This is a genomic window from Mycobacterium sp. SMC-4, from assembly GCF_025263265.1.
Classification (GTDB): domain Bacteria; phylum Actinomycetota; class Actinomycetes; order Mycobacteriales; family Mycobacteriaceae; genus Mycobacterium.
In genome coordinates this window covers 918,048-936,018 of the sequence record NZ_CP079869.1, presented here as the reverse complement: position 1 = coordinate 936,018, position 17,971 = coordinate 918,048, and the positions used below count along the sequence as shown (strand labels likewise).

Below are 17,971 nucleotides of genomic sequence, written 5' to 3'. Positions count from 1 at the left end.
GGCCCCGATCACATAGACTGGGCTTGACACCCGTCAAGTACTCTGTGTGAGGAGTCCCATGAGCGCGTCGGCGATGGACCTGAAGATGGACGAAGCGGCGAAGGTGCTGGCCGACCCGACGGCCTACGCCGACGACGCTCGGTTGCACGCCGCGTTGGCCCACCTACGCGCCCACAACCCGGTCGCCTATGTCGACCACGGCCCGTACCGGCCGTTCTGGGCGATCACCAAGCATGCCGACATCATGGCCATCGAGCGCGCGAACGACCTGTGGTTGTCGGAGCCGCGGCCGCTGCTGGCCACCGCTGCGGCCGACGACCTGGCCAAGGCGCAGCAGGAGATGGGCCTCGGGCTGCGCACGCTGATCCACATGGACGATCCGCATCACCGCAAGGTTCGTGCCATCGGCGCCGATTGGTTCCGTCCGAAAGCCATGCGCGACCTGAAGGTGCGTGTCGACGAGCTGGCCAAGCGATACGTCGACCGGATGCGTGACATCGGCCCCGAATGTGACTTCGTCACCGACATCGCAGTGAACTTCCCGTTGTATGTGATCCTGTCGCTCCTCGGTCTGCCCGAGGAGGACTTCGGTCGGATGCACATGCTGACCCAGGAGATGTTCGGCGGCGACGACGACGAGTACAAGCGTGGCACCACCCCCGAAGAGCAGATGGCCGTGCTGACCGACTTCTTCAACTACTTCTCGGCGCTGACCGCGTCGCGGCGCGAACACCCGACCGAGGACCTGGCATCGGCCATCGCCAACGGTCTGGTCGACGGCGAGCCGATGTCGGACATGGACACGCTGTCCTACTACGTCATCGTCGCCAGCGCCGGACACGACACCACCAAGGACGCGATCTCCGGTGGGCTGCTGGCATTGATCGAGAACCCGGACGAAATGACCCGGCTGAAGGGCGATCTCAGCCTGATGGGCACCGCAGTCGAGGAGATGATCCGGTGGTCCACCCCGGTCAAGGAGTTCATGCGCACCGCCGCGGCGGACACCGAGGTGCGCGGAGTGCCGATCACCAAGGGCGAGTCGGTGTATCTGGCCTATGTGTCGGGCAACCGCGATGAAGAGGTCTTCGACGAGCCGTTCCGTTTCGACGTCGGACGCGACCCGAACAAGCACGTCGCGTTCGGCTACGGAGTGCACTTCTGCCTGGGTGCGGCGCTGGCCCGGATGGAGATGAACAGCCTGTTCACCGAGCTGTTGCCGCGGCTGGACTCGATCGAGCTGGCGGGTGAGCCCGAACTGTCGGCGACCACCTTCGTCGGTGGGCTCAAGCATCTGCCGGTGCGCTACTCGCTGCGCTGAGCCGCCTTGGCGTAGCTGTTGAGGAAGCCGTCGACCGCCGCGACGGCCGCTGCCCGGTAGTCGAAATCGGGCAACGTGCTGATCCGGCCGAATGCCAGCGGGCCGACCAACAGCGCCAGCGCGATCTCACGATCGACGGGCTGCAGCTGCTCGGCGGCGTCCGCACTGTCCAAGACGTTGTCGAACGGCGCCGAGTACTGCTCGGCGATGTGTTCGCGCAGTGAGAGCACCTGGCTGCCGGCGGCGTTGGGCATCTCGGTCATGTCGGGGCCCAGCGACAACCAGGCCATCGCGGTCAGCAGGGTCGGTGCCTCGGCGATCGACTCGGCCCAACCGACGACAACGGCCTCAAGACGCTCCCGCAGGTCCCCGCTCTCGGGCGGCATCGGCGGGGGTGGAATGAGGCTGGTGAACGCGGCGGCGACGAGGTCGTTACCGCTGGAGAAATGACGGTACAGGGTGGCTCGCGCCACGTTGGCGTGACGGGTGACCGCGTCGATGGTCACCGCACCGGGGCCGCCGGATCGCAGCAGCGCGGTAGCGGCGTCCAGCAGCCGGGCCCGGGACCGGGCCGGGCGCGGGTCGGTCATGGTTTCCCTCGATCCGGTTTGTCCCCCCGAAAGAGCGGGAACCTGAACGAGACTATCGGTCTTGTAACGAGACTGTTAGTCTCGTTAGACCCTTTTGAGACCAACAGTCTTGAAACCTCCTGCTGGAAGAGACGTCATGGTCGCCCTTTCTGGATCTGTCCAGGATATCGACACCGGGGATGCCGCCCTGTCGAAACGCGGGCGGGTCTGGCTGCTCACCGTCGCCGGTCTGGGTGTGGTGTTGGTGATGGCGTCGATGGTGGCGCTCAATGCCGCGCTGCCCGATATGGCGCTGGAGACCGGTGCGACGCAGGCGCAATTGACCTGGATCGTCGACGGGTATGCGCTCGCACTGGCCTGCCTGCTGTTGCCGGCGGGCGCCCTGGGTGACCGCTACGGCCGCCGCGGCGCGCTGCTGGTCGGCCTGTCCATCTTCACCGTGGCCTCGCTGGCCCCGACAATGCTGGACAGCCCGACCCAGATCATCCTGGCGCGCGCTGGTGCCGGCGTCGGTGCCGCGTTGATGATGCCGGCGACCTTGTCGCTGCTGACCGCGGCGTTCCCGAAGAGCGAGCGCAACAAGCCGGTGGGCATCTGGGCCGGTGTCGCCGGGTCGGGCGCGATCGTCGGCTTCCTCGGAGCCGGGCTGCTGTTGCGCTACTTCTCGTGGGAGTCGATCTTCTACGGTTTCGCCGCAGCCGGAGTGCTGTTGTTCGGGCTGGCCTTGACCATCGGCACGTCCCGGGACCAGACCGAGGCTCCGATCGACTGGCTGGGCGGGGTGTTGATCGCCGGGGCGATCGGGGCCTTCGTTCTGGGCATCATCGAGGGGCCGGTGCACGGGTGGACCAACCCGTGGATCCTGGCGTCCATCGGCACCGGTATCGCGCTGGCGGTCGCCTTCGCGCTGGTGGAGCTGTGCCGCGCCCATCCGCTGCTCGACGTGCGGTTGTTCCGGCGCCCTGACTTCGCCACCGGAGCGGTGGGCATCACCTTCCTGTTTCTGGCGAACTTCGGCTTCTTCTTCCTCGCGATGCAGTACATGCAGCTGGTGATGGGATACTCCGCTCTGGGGACGGCAGTCGCGCTGTCGCCCTTGGCTCTTCCGATCCTGGTGATGGGCTTCACGCTGCCGTTGTACCTGCCGAAGGTGGGCCTGCGGTTCGCGGTCACCTTCGGACTGGCACTGATAGCCGTCGGCCTGTACACGCTGCGCTTCCTCGACGGAGATTCCACCTTCACCGACCTACTGTGGCCGATGCTGATCATGGCCACAGGAATCGGGTTGTGCACCGCACCAACGACATCGGCGATCATGAATGCCACCCCCGACGAGAAGCAAGGCGTCGCATCCGCAGTCAACGACGCGACTCGCGAAGTCGGGGCTGCCATCGGTATCGCCGCGGCGGGATCGATCTTGGCGGCGGTCTACCAATCCTCGCTGGAGCCGAAGCTCGCGGCGTTCCCCGACGAGATCCGCTCAGCGGCAACCGATTCACTGGCCTCGGCGATCTCGGTGGCCGATAGCCTGGGACCACAGGGCGCCGAGGTGGCCAGGCTCGCCGTGGACGCGTTCATGGAATCGATGGACCAGGCGCTGCTGGTGTTGTCCCTGACAACGCTGGCCGGCGCGCTGTTCGTCGCGGTGTGGTCGCCTGGGCGCGACGGCCGACAGTGGCCGGTCCTGCGCCGGGGCTCACGAAAAGAATTCCGCAGCCCGGTGGCCGATCATGACGATGGTGGCGTGCGGGCCACGGCTGGGCGCCATCGGAAGGATCGAGCCGTCGACGACTGACAAGCCGTCCACACCGAATACCCGGCAACGGGTGTCGACCACCGCACCGTCATCCGAATCGGGGCCCATCCGCGCGGTGCCACACAGGTGCTGAGACGTCGCCCAGGAGGGTGCGGCCTGCGCCGCGCTTCCGGCCAGCTCCTGTGCGAGTTCAGTTGCTAAACGGAGCGTTTCGACATCGGAGGGCTCACTGTCATAGCGGTGTTCGATGACCAGGTCATTGCCCTTGATACCGACGCGGCCCCGCGAGCGCGGGCGCATCAACGTCACCCCGAGATGCGGATGGTCGGCGGGATCATCGCGCCCACTGTCAGTCATCACACCGAATCCCGCTGTATAGGGCCGAATTTCGACGCCGTCGCCGGTGGCCAGGATCGCCTCCAGAGGCGGGACCCCATTCGTGGGCATCCAGGCCACCGGTAACACCCATTCCGGGTGATCGACGGTCGCGACCCCGACAGGCAGATCAGCGACCACCGCGACGCCGGCAGCGCACAGCCCAGAAGCAGGCCCGATACCGGAGGTGAGCAGCAGCCGCGCGGTTTCGATGGCGCCGGCGCACAACACGATTCGGTCAGCCATCAGGTCGATCGGCCCGTCGGGCCCCACTCCCTGCACACCTACCGCAGTGGTACCACGCAGCAGTAGGCGTGACACCCGGGTGTCGGTCCGGACCGTCAGGTTGGACCGGCCCAGGGCGGGCTGCAGGAAAGCGCCCCCGGGGCCCACGCGGTGTCCGCCGTCGATGTTCAGCGGCACCGCACCGACGCCCTCAGGTACGCTGCGGTCCGCAGTGGCGCCGTTGAGGTCGTCAATCCACCGGTACCCGGCAGCGCGGGCAGAATCTACGAACGATGCTGTGGCACCGTCGAATTCAGCAACCCGACGCACCCTGATCGGGCCGTGTCGGCCATGCACCTTGGTGTCGAAGTCCAGGTCGTTCTCGATCGCCCGAAAGTGCGGCAGCACGTCAGCCCAGGACCAGCCGGGTAGATCCCAGCTGTCGAAGTCCGACGGCAGGGCCCGGCAGAAGTAGCCCCCGTTGACCGCACCCGAGCCGCCGATCACCGAGCCGCGCATGATCTGCGCCACACGCCTGGGTTGCTCGGTCAGCACGCTCTCATAGCGCCGCACCACCGAGCTGGCAGGTCCGATCGGCAGCCGCAACCCGTCGGTGATCTGCCGGGCCACCCGCGCGTCAGCGGCCGCCGGACCCCACTCGACAACGGTGACACTGCAACGCTCGTCAGCCGAAAGCCGCTCGGCCAGTACTGAACCGGCGCTGCCCGCACCCACGATCAGGATGTCGGTCATCGGCGACTTCAGCGGCGGATCTGCGGCTTCAGCGCGCCGACGTGCCGCTCACGCACCACCCCGGTCCACAACCCCCACCCGTAGGCGATGTCGTCGAGTCGTTTGAGCAGGAGGTAGGTCAGCACACCGACGCGCTTGCCGTCGTCGTCGACGCGGCCGGAGCGGACCAGCCAGTCGAGCAGGCCGTCGAGCACCGCGGCGACCACCACCACCCGACGGCATCGCCGCGACAACGCCGCGGCCAGCAGAGCCAGCGGCCAGTAGTGCCGGCAGATAGCAGCCGCCAGTTGGGCAGCCGCCGACCACATCGCCTGGGTGGCGACCGCGACGACTTCCATCGGCTCGGTGCGCACACCGGACAACGTCTTGGCGATGCGGCGACCGGTCAACACCGCGACGATCAACGACGCCAGATAGCCGACGCCCGACCCCAGGGCAGCCAGCAGACAGGCCACCAGAGCCGGGCCGGAGATCACCAACGGGGCCGTCTTCCCCGGATGGCGGATGTTCAACGGGGCGGCAGCACCGCCATAGAAAGCCTTGCGCAGGAACCACTTCCGAATGTCTGTCCGATGATCGTGAGCTACCAGGGCGATCGGCTCGTAGCGCAGGCGGGCACCGGCCTCGTTGAGCCGCCAGCACAGGTCGACGTCCTCGCCGGAATGCAACGACTCGTCGAATCCACCGATGTCCAGCAGTGCGGCGCGCCGGCTGATGATGGCGGCGCTGGGAACGTAGGACACCGTGCCATACGGCACCACGGGCGCCTCGCGCAGACCGAGGTCCAGCGACGAGCGCACGGCCTCGTAGCGGGCCACCGCGCCGTCGGTGTTGTTCAGCGCCACGATGCGCGGGGCCACCAATGCCACCGCCGGATCGCAGAAGTGGCCGCACAGCGCTTCCAGCCAGCCACGTCGGGGTACCACGTCGGAGTCCAGGAAGGCCACGAAGTCGGTGTCGCAGGCCCTCAGGCCGGTGTTGCGGGCTGCGGCCGGGCCTTTGCTGCGCGGGTGGCGCAGCACGCGTACCGCGCAGTGCATGGATTCGAAGTCGGTTTCGCGCACCGGTTCGACCGAACCGTCGTCGACCACGATCACCTGCAGGCCCCGCAGTGCCGAGACCAGACGAGTCAACCCAAAATGGTTGTCCTTGACCGGGATAACGATCGTGATGTCCCGGTAGGAGGGACCGCTGAGCGGCCGCGGGTGCGCGACGGTGGCGTCGAGCAGGGTCCGGGCGAGCTGCGCACTGACCGCGTCGTGGACTTCCAGCCGCCCGCCGTGCAGCATCGTCTGGGCCGCCGGCGCCAGTCGCAGCAATCGGGTCGGTGAGCCCCCGAGTAGCGCCGCACCCTGGCCGAGTACGCGCACCCGGCGGTCCACCTGGACGGCGAACCCGTCCGGGAGACGCGGGCCGGTCATGTCAGCATCCCCCCATTGTCGGGCCGCCACCGTGTGACGCGCGCCCAGCACGCGTCCACCATCTCGGCCAGAATTCTGCTTCCTTCGTGTGCGGTAGCCGTTGTCGGGTCCCCCAAAACCCCCACCGGACTGACCGCGGCGACCCCGCCCTCCCGCAGCGCCGGCATCAGCTCCGACAGCGGCGCCGTGTTCCCGCGAACCCGATCCTGGGTATTGACGACCGCGGGCGCGATATGCAGCAGCACCGAGGTCTCGGTGTGGCCGGCGTGGGCGTCGGCGTTGCGCGACACGCACGAACACCAGGCGGCGTCGCGGCCCTCGTGGCGCAGCAGCGTGGTGGCCCGGCGCAACGCCGCGACGTTTCCGCCGTGGCCGTTGACGAACAGCAGCCGGGAGGCCCATCGACACGCTGAGCGACCGAACTCCACGACCAGGTCGGTCAGCGCGGCCTCGCCGATGGAGATGGTGCCCGGGAATCCCTCGTGCTCTCCGCTGGCGCCGTAGCAGACCGGGGGCGCAACCTGCCAGGCTCCGGCGGCATCGGCCGGGCCGGCGGCGCGCAGCCGGACGGTCAGGGCCTCGGCCACCGCCGTGGCAATCCGGGTGTCGGTGTCCAGGGGCAGATGGGGCCCGTGTTGCTCGGTGGAACCGATGGGAATGATCAGAGCCGGAGACGTTTGATGTAGCTGCCGCGACGTCGAGTTTCCGAGGTCGATGGGGAAAGCCACGCGACGATGGTAGGCCGAATTCACCTGTTGCGCGCCGATTGTTGGCTCGCCGGACAACAGAATTTCGGTTGCATCGCCCGCCGGGTTCACCCCAGCCCCCTGCGCCCCGTTGGCACCAGCGCGCCGGCTAGGTACCGAGGGTGCGGGTGAAGCCCTCCGGGATCAGCACATCGTCGCGGGACAGCTCGTGGATCGAGGATTTCGCCAGACCCATCAGTGCCGAGTCGATGCCGCCGCGCATGATGTCCAGGACGTTCTCGACGCCGGCCTGTCCGTTGGCGGCCAGACCCCACAGGTACGCCCGGCCGATCATGACCGCCCGGGCACCCAGGGCCACGGCCTTGACCACGTCGCTGCCACGGCGCACTCCGCCGTCGAGCAGGACCTCGATCTGATCGCCGACGGCGTCGGCAATGGCGGGCAGGCAGCGGATCGCCGCCGGGGTGCCGTCCAGGTTGTTGCCGCCGTGATTGGAGACCGTGATGGCCGAAACCCCGGCGTCCACAGCTCGTTTGGCGTCGTCGACCCGGACCGTGCCCTTGAGCAGGAACGGTCCGCCCCACTGCTCGCGCAGCCAGGCAACGTCCTCCCAGGTCGGCGGCGGGGTGCCCATCCACTGGCCGTAAGCCTCGAAGAAGGTGGGACCGGGCTCACCGCGGCGACCCTGGTTGGGCACCCGCAGGTCCGGCGGCCGCAGCGTCTTGGCGAAACTGAAGAACCACCGTGGCTTGGTGATCACCTCCGGTGACATCCGCAGCGTGGTCTTGATGTCCATCCGCTCCGGGATCTTGGGGCTACCCCAGTCCCGACCGTGCGCGAAGCTCCAGTCGGTGGTCAGGATCAGACCCTTGGCCCCGGCGGCGCGGGCGCGCTCCATGCGCGCCAGGATGTCGTCGCGGCTGCCCAGCCAGTAGATCTGGAAGAAGATCTTGTCGTTGACCGCGGTGACGTCCTCCATCGGTTTGCTGGCAAAGGACGACAGGCCCATCGCGGTGCCGCGCGCGGCAGCCGCCCGCGCCACCGCGACCTCACCGTCGGGATCGATGGCTTGCACTCCGGTCGGCGAGATGATGACCGGCAGCGAGATGTCCTGTCCCATCACCGTTGTCGCCATATCGCGTTTCTCGGTGGCACCGATGACGTGCGGGGCGAAGCCGAGCTCGGCGAAGGACTCGACGTTGTCGGTGACCGTCACGCCCTTCTCGCTGGCGGAGACCAACGACGAGTAGGCCGACTTGGGTAGCCGCTTCTTCGCCCGTTGCTGGGCGATGGCCACGGTTTCGAACCAGGTATCACGTGCCATGGGGAGTTACACAGGACTTTCGTTACAGAATTTCTTGGGAGGCGCGCTGAGCAAGGTCAGCGGGATGGGACCCTTCGGCTTCCGGCTGGCCGAACGGGAATGGTCCACGCTCGATTTGGGCTTGTCGCGTTCGAGCGCCAGCGCGGGTTCGCCGTAGCCCTGCACACATTCGGGATCCGGTCCGTCCATCGGCAGCCCGGTGAAGAACTTCGCGGCCATGCAGCCGCCGCGGCACGCGTCGTAGTGGTTGCAGCCGCTGCAGGCTCCGGCCGACTGCGGCTCTCGCAGTTCCCGGAACAGTTCCGAGTGCTTCCACACGGTGTCGAAACCACCGTCGCTCAGCACGTTTCCTGCCAGGAACTTGTCGTGGATGGCGAACGGGCAGGCGTAGACGTCGCCGACCGGGTCGATCAGGCAGACCACGCGGCCGGCGCCGCAGAGGTTCAACCCGGCCAGCGCGCCGGGCTCACCCAGGCCGGACAGGTGGAAGAACGAATCACCGGTCAGCACCCGCTCACCGTGGGCGACCAGCCAGTCGTAGAGCTGAACCTGCTGGGCCGGCGTCGGGTGCAATTCGTCCCACACGTCGGCGCCGCGACCCGACGGGCGCAGCCGGGTGATGCGAAGAGTCGCTCCGTAGGAGTCGGCCAAGGCCTTGAAGTCGTCGAGCTGATCGACGTTGTGCCGGGTCACCACCACCGAGATCTTGGCGTCGGTGAAGCCGGCGTCACGCAGGTTCTCCAGTGCCCGCACGGCCATCGCGAACGAACCGGGGCCCCGCACGGCGTCGTTGACCTCAGCGTTGGCCCCGTCCAGCGAGATCTGCACGTCGACGTAGTCGCTGGCGGCCAGCTTCGCCGCGACCTCCGGGGTGATGCGGACACCGTTGGTGGAGAACTTCACCCCGACGTGGTGTTCGGTCGCGTAGTCGACGAGTTCCCAGAAATCACTGCGCACCGTGGGCTCGCCCCCACCGATGTTGACGTAGAACACCTGCATGCGTTCGAGCTCGTCGATGATGTCCTTGCATTGCTGGGTGGACAGCTCGCGGGGATCACGCTTGCCCGACGAGGACAGGCAGTGCACGCAGGACAGGTTGCACGCGTAGGTGAGCTCCCACGTCAGGCAGATCGGCGCGTCCAGGCCGCGCTCGAACTGGTCGACCAGCCGGGGTACCGGGGCAGTGACGGTCATTGATCCTCTTCCGCGACAAGCATCTTGGACTGGGCGAGCACGCCCAGAGCATGGAGGTAGGGCGCCTGGGCGTCGTCGTCGACACCCGCGGCGCGGCATGCGGACCGAACGTCGGGGTGATCAGCCAGAGAGTTGATCACCTCGACGATCGTCCGGTTCTTCAGGAACGAGAGCTTGCGGGTCCCGAAGTGGTAGAGCAGTGCGCCGAACGGCTCCGGGCGGACCGCCACCTGGGGGTGCAACCGCCAGCGTCGGTCCGCGTCGAAAGCAGTCGGCGCAACCATGCTCAGTAGACCCCGCACATCCCGTCGATCGAAACTTCCTCGACCAGGCTCTCGGTCACCAGCTCGTCGCTCTGGGGGTTCTGATTCTGTTCCATCAATGTCACCTTTCTGGTGGGACAAGGGTCTCGACATTTGTGATGCAGGTCGCTAACAATATGGCATCGAGTGCCGAAACGGAAGAGGGGGTGCGCGTTGGACGTCACGAGGCCGCGCGTGGGCCGGCGCCGATCCACCAGTTGGGAGCACATCAGCGACGTCGCGATCGACCTGTTCATGACGCGGGGATTCGACGAGGTCAGCGTCGACGATGTGGCCGCTGCCGCGGGCATCGCCAGGCGGACGTTGTTCCGCTACTACCCCTCGAAGAACGCGCTGCCGTGGGGTGATTTCGATGCGCACCTCGACCACATGCGGACCCTGCTCGACGACGCCGACCCCGACGTGCCGATCCGGCAGGCGCTGCGCACCGCGCTACTGGCCTTCAATGACTTCGACGACGGTGAGCGACACCGACAGCGTATGCGATTGATTCTGGAAACCGAGGCGCTGCAGGCATATTCGATGACGATGTACGCGGGCTGGCGGGCCGTGGTGGCCGGGTTCGTAGCGCGACGGCTGGAGCTGACCGAACGTGACCTGGTGCCCCAGACGGTGGCCTGGTCGATGTTGGCGGTCGCGTTGGCGGCCTACGCACACTGGCTGGCCGATGAGGCGGTATCGCTGGCACACGCGCTGGGCGACGCGTTCGATTTGGTGGCCGACGGTCTGGACGAACTCGAAACTGGGGTGTCGGAGTAACGGCCCCGGAGGCGACGATAAGGGTGTGAGCGCCGAACCGGACAGCACCGACGCTCCGCGGGCATTGCTGACGCTGTACGACGACGCGCTACCGGTCGTCTACGGCTACTTCGTGCGGCGCTGCGCTGACCGCGGAACGGCTGAGGATTTGACGTCGGAGACCTTCCTCGCGGCGATGGACGCCGCCCGCAAGGACAGTCCCCCGCCGATCACCGTGCCGTGGCTGATCGGGGTGGCGCGCCACAAGCTGGCCGACCACTACCGGCGCCGCCACGACCGGTTCAGCGTCCCGGTCGCCGAGGTGCCCGAACACTCCGAGACTGACCACTGGGACGCCGAACTCGACCGCATCGTCGCCGAGAGCGTGTTGGCCAGGCTGCCCGAGCAGCACCGCACCGTGCTGGCGTTGCGCTACATGGACGACCGCTCGGTGCCTGAATGCGCCGAGCTCATCGGTCGTACGGTGCACGCCACCGAAGCGCTGCTGGTGCGGGCGCGCCGCGCGTTCCGATCGAAGTACCCCGAGTCGGAAGGGAGGAAGCCATGAACGACAACCGGGATCCCTTCACCGTGCTCAACGGCGACGACCTCCCCGTCGCGCCCGATCCCGCATTCGCCGCGCGCCTGCGGGCCCGCCTACAAGCCGCCCTGTCGTTACCCCACCGAACCGAAGGAGTTGTCATGAGCGGAGCCGACACGATGATCGCCGAATTGGCCGAGCCGGCCACATCGAGCAGCACCCCACGTCCGGCAGCGTTGCCCTATCTCTCGGTGGCCGACGCCCGGGCCGCCATCGACTGGTACGTCGATGTGCTGGGAGCGACGGTCAGTGGTGAACCGATCGTGATGGACGACGGCCGCATCGGCCATGCCGAACTGTCACTGGCCGGCGGGATGTTCTACCTGGCCGACGAGTACCCCGAGATCGGTATGAAAGCACCTGATCCACGGGGGGTTTCGGTGATGCTGGTGCTGGCGGTCGCAGACACCGATGCCACGGTCGAGCGGGCCCGTGATCGCGGCGCCACCGTCCGGCAGCAGACCCGGGAGGCGCATGGCTCACGAAACGCCACCATTGTCGACCCCTTCGGTCACTGCTGGATGGTCAACGGACCGGTGACCGGCGCGGCGACCACCATCCAGAATGGTGACGTCGGCTTCGTCTCGGTGTGGACGCCTGACGCCGACCGGGCGGCAGCGTTCTACGGCCATGTCCTTGGGTGGAGTTACGACGCGCAGACCGGCATGGTGAGCAACACCGAGCAACGCATCGGTATCTTCAGCGTCCCCGATCGGCACACCCTGGTGTGCTGCTACGCAGTCATCGACCTGGCCGGCGCACGGCAGTCGATTCTCGACGGCGGTGGCCAGGTCGGCGGGCAGCGACAGTACGACTTCGGCACCGTGCTGGAGGCGACCGATCCGGCCGGGATGCCGTTCGCGGTGTTCGAGCCGACGCCCGGGACACCGCGGCCGAAGCTCAACGGCGCTGGGCCGGGCGAACTTTCCTACATCACCTACCAGGTTCCGGACTCGACGACGTTCAAAGCATTTTACAGTCGGATGCTGTTCTGGGGCTTCGAGCCCGGCCGCATCGAGGACGGCTGGCAGATCGAGTACACCCATCCGATGGCCGGCGTCGCCGGCGGGAATCCCGATCCGGTCGTCGTGCCGATGTGGACCGTCGAGGACATCGACTCGGCGGTGACCCGGGTCCGGGAAGCCGGCGGCACGGTGATCGAGGAACCGTCGCAACAGCCCTACGGCACGTCCGCCCTGTGCACCGACGATCAGGGCACGCGGTTCTATCTCGGCCAGTTCTAGACCGGTGGTGGTTGCTGCGCCGCGTTCTCGGCCCGTTCGGCCTTGATGCGTGCGGCGGTGTCGGCGGCGCGGGCGCGTCGCCGTCTCGGCGCCCTCAGTCTTCGCAGCGGGTCAGGCGGTGGTTGTGCCATCGGCGGCAGTTCGGCGGTCGTGGTATCCCACGCTGGAAAGTACAGTCGGCTCGCGGGCATGGTGCGGTACGTCTGTCCCTCCGGAGTCGTCCAGATGACTTCCCCGGTGGATAGCTGCACATCTCGATAGCCATCCCAAAAAGTCTTGGCCAGATGGTGATTGCGGCATTTGCAGTTCAGGTTCGACGCATGTGTCGGCCCGTGCGGCCACGGGACGACATGGTCGATATCGCAGTGCTCGGCAGGCACGTCGCAACCCGGGAAACGGCAGAACAGGTCTCGCGTACGCACGAACTCGGCCAGTTTCGCCGACGGACGATAATGGGGTTCAGGGTCCGGACCCGGCACCCATAGCGGCTTGAACCGGGCGCCGTTCCGAATCGCCTCGGCCAGCGCGGGGGTCGGCAACACCCGCCCCTTGGACCGGATCGCTACCCCCGCATCCTTCTTCGACTGATGTTCGCGGTCCTGCTTGGCAATCAGGTCCTGGGCCGAGTCGACCGCGGCCTGATCGGCAATCACGTGGATCACCACGCTGGTGGTGCCGGGGCCGGCCGCCGGGCAGTCCGGCGACCCGCAACGACAGGTCAGCCGATCGACGCCCTGCACGACGGCGCCGGCGGCGTCTGACCGCAGCTCCCCTGCCGTGCGCGGGTCAGCCTCGCAGATTCCCTTGAGCAGCGCAGAGATCCGTGCCTCGAAGACCTCTCCGTCGCAGGCCGACAACTGCCCGTGGACTGCCACGATCTCATTCGGGTCGTCGCACGCACCGATACGGAAGTCGCGGGTGCGAATGATCTCCTGCGCCCGGCGGACGGCATCAGGATCGTAGCGCGCGATCACCGACTCGATCGCCCCGATCAGTTTGGCGGCCGACAGCGGTCCCCACTTCGCGGCCCGATCGGCCAATGCGGCGTCGACAAGCGCCAGGACCTCATGATCCTCGACAAGGTGTGTGCGCCAGGTGATCTCCGAGATCAACCGGGCACTGATCAACCCCTGGCAGAACAATGCGGCGACCCTGGGCAACCGGTCACGAAGAGCCACCGCGATGCGCATCTGCCCGGATGCCCGGCGTTGCCCGATCGACAGCGCAGCTCCGACATGGGCGGCGGTGTTGTTCCAGGGATCGAACGCCCAGTCACCGCGTTCGTCGTCGTCATCGACGGTGCGGTGGACGAACTCCGCGATCGCGGCGAACCGACGTGCAGCGGCTCGATGCTCTTCGCGCGCAGCCTGTTCGATGACAGCCACCAACGCCTCATCAGGCTCGTCGGCGAAAAGTCTATCGAACATGTGTTCGACACTACCGGACCCCGCCGACAGTTCGAGTCGCGAATTCCGCGACCTGTGGACAACTACCCCAGCAGCTCGGAGATCGGTGCGCCGGAGGCAATCTTGTTGCGGGTCTTCATCACCTTGCCGGGGAACCCACCGCCGACCACGCCGACCACGACACCGTCGCGCTCGTAGTAGGCCAGGAACTTACGGCCGTCGTCTTCGACGATGTGCACGGTGTCGGTGGCCTCGGGCTCGCCCAGCGCCTGGATCTTCACGTCGTACTGGTCACTCCAGAAGTACGGGACCGTCACCGCCGAGGCCGGCTGCTGCCCGAGCATGGTCGGCACCAGGACGCGGGCCTGGTCGGCCACATTGCTCCAGTGCTCGACCCGCACCTGCCCGCCGACGTGGTCACGCCACGACGCGACATCACCGATCGCCCACACGTGCGGCGCGCTGGCCCGACCGGCGTCATCACAGACCACGCCGTTGTCGACCGCGATACCGCTGCCTTCCAGCCAGTCGGTGTTGGGATGCGAGCCGATACCGACGATCACCACGTCGGCGTCCACCTCGGCGCCGTCGCTGAGCGTGACCTTGCGGACCCGGTCGTCGCCGTCGACGCCGGCCACCCCGACACCGCAGCGCACGTCGACCCCCTCGGCACGATGCAGCCGGGTGATCAGCTCGCCGATCTGCTCGCCGAGCACCGAGGCCAGCGGCGAGGGCTGCGGTTCGACCAGCACCACGTCGACACCCAGCTTGCGCAGGCTCGCCGCCACTTCGCACCCGATGAATCCGGCGCCGACGACAACCGCATGCTTGGCCGTAGCGGCCTCCTTGCGCAGCGCGAGGCTCTCGCCGACATTGCGCAACACATGGATACCCGCCAGATCCGGGAACGACGGGATGCGCTTGGGCACAAGACCTGTGGCGATGACGAGCTCGTCGTAGCGCAGCTGTGTGCCGTCTGCCAGCGTGAGCGTCTGGGCGCCGGTGTCCAGCGAGCGCGCTCCGTTGCCGAGCAGGACCGCGATGTTGTTTTCGGCGTAGAACTCGGCCGGTTTGAGCGTGACATCGTCGGTCTCGGCCCGCAGCACCTCCTTCGACAGCGGCGGACGATCGTAGGGCAGATGATCCTCGTCGCTGACGATGGTCACCGGGCCGCTGAACTCGGATCGACGCAGTTGTTCGGCTGTGCGTGCCGCGGCCAGCCCACCGCCGACGATCACGACACCGTTCGGGCCACCCTGCCCCTCTGAAGTGCTCACGGGGGATTTTTACACGACGCGGGTACGCCGGTGTAGCCCACCCCACGGGTGGGCGCTCAGCACCGACAGTGGGGGTCAGTACTTCATCACGCCGCGGTCGACCGCGATCTGAGAACCCGAGATGGTCATCGAGCTGTCACCGGCCAGCCAAGACACCACGTCGGCGACTTCTTCGGCCGCCATGAACTCCTGCAGGCCCGGCTTGCCGTCCCGATCGACGGGTTTCAACGGCATCGGCGCGAAGCTGTGCAGGAAGCTGGGGAACTTCGTGAAGATGGCCGCCATCGCGTCGGGTTCAATCATCGGTGTCTGGATCGAGTAGGGATGGATCGAGTTGACCCGGATGCCGAACTCCCCCGCTTCGAGCGCCAGTGAGTTGGTCAGCGCGACCAGGCCATGCTTGGACGCGGCGTAGTGCGCGTTGCCCGGCGTGGCCTTCAGCCCCGCCGAGGAGCTGACGATGATGATCGACCCGCCGTTGCCCGCCTCGATCATCGCCGGGACCGCGGCCCTGATGGTGCGCCAGGTGCCGTTGAGGTTGACGTCGATGACGGCGTCCCACTGGGCTTCCGACATCTCCCAGATGCGGCCCCAGCTGAGGATGCCGGCGTTGGCCACAACGATATCCAGGCGGCCGAACTGCTCGATACCGGCGGCCACCACGTCCTGCTGCGCGGCGAGGTCGCGGATGTCGACCTCGCGGGCCAGCACCTTGCGGCCGGTCGCCTCCACCAGGGCGACGGTCTCGGCGAGGTCGTCGGGGGTCGGCATCGGGTAGGTGACGGTGTCGGACACCGGTTTGCAGACGTCGACGGCGATGATGTCGGCGCCGTCGTTGGCCAGCCGCACCGCATGCGCCCGTCCCTGCCCGCGCGCGGCGCCGGTGATCAGCGCGACGCGGCCTTCCAGTGGTGCTCGAGATGTCACCGGGTCAGGCTAACAGCAAAACTAGAACGCGTTCTAGGAACCCGCTCACAGCTCGGCGATGATCTCGGCCCGCTTGGCCGCGTACTCGGTGTCGCTGATCGTCCCGGTTGCCCGCAGGGTTTCCAGCTGCTGCAACCGCTCACCGGCTGACGGCTCGGCGGGCGGGCTCGTCGGGTCGACCGGTGCGGGCATCCGAGCTGCGGCCTGGCGCACGATCGCCTGCACCTGCTGGCGGGCAGCAGGATTGGATCTCAGGTCGATCATGTTGTCGACCGCGACACCGTGGGCCTTGAGCACCTGCAGGATCTCCATCAGCGGCTCGGTCTGCCCGGTCAAATCATAGGTCCGGTTGTCTTCGGCCACGCTGAACGTCGCCGGCATCATCCCGCTGACCAGAGCGCTTCGCTCCCAGTCGATCTGGTAATCGTTGGTCGCGGGATCCACCAGCGCGACGAGCTTGCGGCTGGTGATCATCGGCAACCTGCTCACCGACGCGATCACCCGGTCCTGAGTCGCGAATGGCGTGATACCCGGCCCGGACACCTGCAGGTCGAGCTTGACCAACGGTCGATCGTTGATACGCGTGTTGGTCTCGTGGATTCCGGTGACCAGGGCCAGCGCCAGCACGCCGTTGGCTTCCAACGCCTTCTTGCCGGCAGCGGACTTGGCTCCGAAGCCGGTGAGCACCAGAGCGATCAGTACATCGAGCGCGGTGATGAGCAGGCCGGTCCAGAACATCCAGCCCAGCAACGGATCGGCGCCGCTGGCGAAGTAGATGGCCAGAAAGATCGGACCGACGATTCCGCACAGCAGCACAAAGGCCTGAATCCGCAGATATCGCCAGAAAGTCGACATGGCAGCATTATCGCCGCGTCTCCCCGGCCGCGCCGGGATTCCCGCGTCAGGGGCCGGCGGCGACAACCAGCGGTGCGCTCGGCGCTGCGGTATCGCCAGTGGCGACCAGTTGATACAGCGGAATCGTCCACGAGTCCAACGCCGCCGAGTTACGCGCGTAGCTGGTGTGCACCGCCACCGCAACCGGGTTCATCTCGTCCACTGCATCGGGGTCGTAGTCGCACACCGCGTCACCGAGGTCGCAGACGCTGATCGTGCGCATCCCGACCGACACCGGCAGCGGGGCCGGTGCCTTGGCCAGGATCGGCCAGTCCTGGGCAACGCCCTTACCGGCACCCGGCACCGCGGTGACCGAGCCGAGGTTGATGGTCGGGTCCTCGGGACGCCGATCGCCGTCGGCCACCAACAGCGCGGCAGCCAGGTTCGGGCTGGCGTCGAGGGCATGCAGGTTGCGGTGCACCACCATCGCGCCCTGCGAATAGCCCGCCAGGACCACCTGAGTGGTCGGACACTGCGCCACGAACGCGTGATACTGGGCCGCGAGCGCCTGGGTGCCGGTGTCGACGCTGCCCAGGAAACCGACCCAGTCCAGGATTCCGCCGTCTTCGGGGACCGCGGTGGCCGGATAGGCGACAGCCTCCCCGGTAATGGTGCGCCCGTCCTGTTGCACCAGCCGCGCGAAATCGCGATAGGACTTGTAGACGACGCGGCCCATGCCACCGTCTGCGGAGATGTCCCCGGCACGTTCACCGGAACCGGCGGCGCCGATCCAATGCACGTCGGGGCAGGCAGGTTGAGCGGCGGCAGTGCCCGCGCTCAGGCCTGCCATGGCTGCGACGCACCCGAGCGCGGCAAGCGCCGCCAGGCCATTCTTGCGAAAAGACAACCGACAACCTCTTAGCTCGATACTGCACTCTATGCCGGCCGACCCCTC

At 67.3% G+C, this 17,971-nt stretch carries 18 protein-coding genes; 5 read left to right on the top strand and 13 right to left on the bottom strand.

Annotation, left to right across the window (positions count from 1 at the left end):
* Nucleotides 1-58: 58 nt before the first annotated feature.
* The gene (locus tag KXD98_RS04440) at nucleotides 59-1,321 is read left to right on the top strand and encodes a cytochrome P450 (RefSeq protein ID WP_260762056.1); all 1,263 of its coding nucleotides are present in this window, start codon (nucleotides 59-61) and stop codon (nucleotides 1,319-1,321) included.
* On the opposite strand, the gene KXD98_RS04435 is transcribed toward KXD98_RS04440, so the two are convergent.
* On the bottom strand, nucleotides 1,306-1,911 hold the full coding sequence (locus KXD98_RS04435) for a TetR/AcrR family transcriptional regulator (protein ID WP_260762055.1): 606 nt from the start codon (nucleotides 1,909-1,911) through the stop codon (nucleotides 1,306-1,308). The two genes, KXD98_RS04440 and KXD98_RS04435, sit on opposite strands and share 16 nt — an antisense overlap.
* Nucleotides 1,912-2,047: 136 nt before the next feature.
* Between KXD98_RS04435 and KXD98_RS04430 the strand changes: the two genes are divergently transcribed.
* Entirely contained in the window at nucleotides 2,048-3,706 is a 1,659-nt protein-coding gene (locus KXD98_RS04430; RefSeq protein WP_260762054.1) for an MFS transporter, read from the top strand.
* Here the strand turns inward: KXD98_RS04430 and mftG are convergent.
* The 7 genes from mftG to mftA form a co-directional block, all read right to left on the bottom strand.
* On the bottom strand, nucleotides 3,608-5,020 hold the full coding sequence (mftG, locus tag KXD98_RS04425; protein ID WP_260762053.1) for a mycofactocin system GMC family oxidoreductase MftG: 1,413 nt from the start codon (nucleotides 5,018-5,020) through the stop codon (nucleotides 3,608-3,610). The genes KXD98_RS04430 and mftG overlap by 99 nt on opposite strands.
* Before the next feature lie 8 nt (nucleotides 5,021-5,028).
* Nucleotides 5,029-6,441: a mycofactocin biosynthesis glycosyltransferase MftF gene (mftF, locus tag KXD98_RS04420; protein WP_260762052.1), complete on the bottom strand. Its 1,413-nt coding sequence runs from the start codon at nucleotides 6,439-6,441 to the stop codon at nucleotides 5,029-5,031.
* Nucleotides 6,438-7,193 carry a mycofactocin biosynthesis peptidyl-dipeptidase MftE gene (gene mftE, locus KXD98_RS04415; RefSeq protein ID WP_260762051.1) on the bottom strand — a complete coding sequence of 252 codons (756 nt, stop codon included), beginning with the start codon at nucleotides 7,191-7,193 and terminating at the stop codon, nucleotides 6,438-6,440. The genes mftF and mftE overlap by 4 nt, the downstream gene beginning before the upstream one ends.
* Before the next feature lie 103 nt (nucleotides 7,194-7,296).
* Complete coding sequence (gene mftD / locus KXD98_RS04410; protein ID WP_260762050.1) at nucleotides 7,297-8,472, bottom strand: pre-mycofactocin synthase MftD; 1,176 nt, start codon at nucleotides 8,470-8,472, stop codon at nucleotides 7,297-7,299.
* A gap of 6 nt (nucleotides 8,473-8,478) precedes the next feature.
* Nucleotides 8,479-9,666, bottom strand: a complete 1,188-nt coding sequence (mftC, locus tag KXD98_RS04405; protein WP_260762049.1) for a mycofactocin radical SAM maturase — start codon at nucleotides 9,664-9,666, stop codon at nucleotides 8,479-8,481.
* The gene (gene mftB / locus KXD98_RS04400) at nucleotides 9,663-9,950 is read right to left on the bottom strand and encodes a mycofactocin biosynthesis chaperone MftB (RefSeq protein WP_260762048.1); all 288 of its coding nucleotides are present in this window, start codon (nucleotides 9,948-9,950) and stop codon (nucleotides 9,663-9,665) included. Before mftB ends, mftC begins: the two co-directional genes overlap by 4 nt.
* Nucleotides 9,951-9,952: 2 nt before the next feature.
* Nucleotides 9,953-10,045 carry a mycofactocin precursor MftA gene (mftA, locus tag KXD98_RS04395; RefSeq protein ID WP_260762047.1) on the bottom strand — a complete coding sequence of 31 codons (93 nt, stop codon included), beginning with the start codon at nucleotides 10,043-10,045 and terminating at the stop codon, nucleotides 9,953-9,955.
* A 97-nt stretch (nucleotides 10,046-10,142) separates the two neighbouring features.
* Here mftA and mftR point away from each other — a divergent pair, with 97 nt between their 5' ends.
* The 3 genes from mftR to KXD98_RS04380 are packed head-to-tail and all read left to right on the top strand — an operon-like array spanning nucleotide 10,143 to nucleotide 12,572.
* Nucleotides 10,143-10,748 (top strand): mycofactocin system transcriptional regulator, encoded by a 606-nt coding sequence (mftR, locus tag KXD98_RS04390; RefSeq protein WP_260762046.1) that lies wholly within the window; start codon nucleotides 10,143-10,145, stop codon nucleotides 10,746-10,748.
* Between the two features lie 25 nt (nucleotides 10,749-10,773).
* A complete protein-coding gene (locus KXD98_RS04385; protein WP_260762045.1) occupies nucleotides 10,774-11,295 on the top strand; it encodes an RNA polymerase sigma factor in 522 nt (173 codons plus the stop codon).
* Nucleotides 11,292-12,572: a VOC family protein gene (locus KXD98_RS04380; protein ID WP_260762044.1), complete on the top strand. Its 1,281-nt coding sequence runs from the start codon at nucleotides 11,292-11,294 to the stop codon at nucleotides 12,570-12,572. The genes KXD98_RS04385 and KXD98_RS04380 overlap by 4 nt, the downstream gene beginning before the upstream one ends.
* Here the strand turns inward: KXD98_RS04380 and KXD98_RS04375 are convergent.
* The 5 genes from KXD98_RS04375 to KXD98_RS04355 form a co-directional block, all read right to left on the bottom strand.
* Entirely contained in the window at nucleotides 12,569-13,999 is a 1,431-nt protein-coding gene (locus tag KXD98_RS04375; RefSeq protein WP_260762043.1) for an HNH endonuclease signature motif containing protein, read from the bottom strand. The genes KXD98_RS04380 and KXD98_RS04375 overlap by 4 nt on opposite strands.
* 62 nt (nucleotides 14,000-14,061) lie before the next feature.
* Nucleotides 14,062-15,255 (bottom strand): NAD(P)/FAD-dependent oxidoreductase, encoded by a 1,194-nt coding sequence (locus tag KXD98_RS04370; protein WP_260762042.1) that lies wholly within the window; start codon nucleotides 15,253-15,255, stop codon nucleotides 14,062-14,064.
* A gap of 75 nt (nucleotides 15,256-15,330) precedes the next feature.
* Complete coding sequence (locus KXD98_RS04365; RefSeq protein ID WP_313901285.1) at nucleotides 15,331-16,164, bottom strand: mycofactocin-coupled SDR family oxidoreductase; 834 nt, start codon at nucleotides 16,162-16,164, stop codon at nucleotides 15,331-15,333.
* 63 nt (nucleotides 16,165-16,227) lie between these two features.
* Nucleotides 16,228-17,037, bottom strand: a complete 810-nt coding sequence (locus tag KXD98_RS04360; protein WP_260762040.1) for an SHOCT domain-containing protein — start codon at nucleotides 17,035-17,037, stop codon at nucleotides 16,228-16,230.
* Between the two features lie 46 nt (nucleotides 17,038-17,083).
* On the bottom strand, nucleotides 17,084-17,866 hold the full coding sequence (locus KXD98_RS04355; protein ID WP_260764982.1) for a cutinase family protein: 783 nt from the start codon (nucleotides 17,864-17,866) through the stop codon (nucleotides 17,084-17,086).
* Between the last annotated feature and the right edge of the window lie 105 nt (nucleotides 17,867-17,971).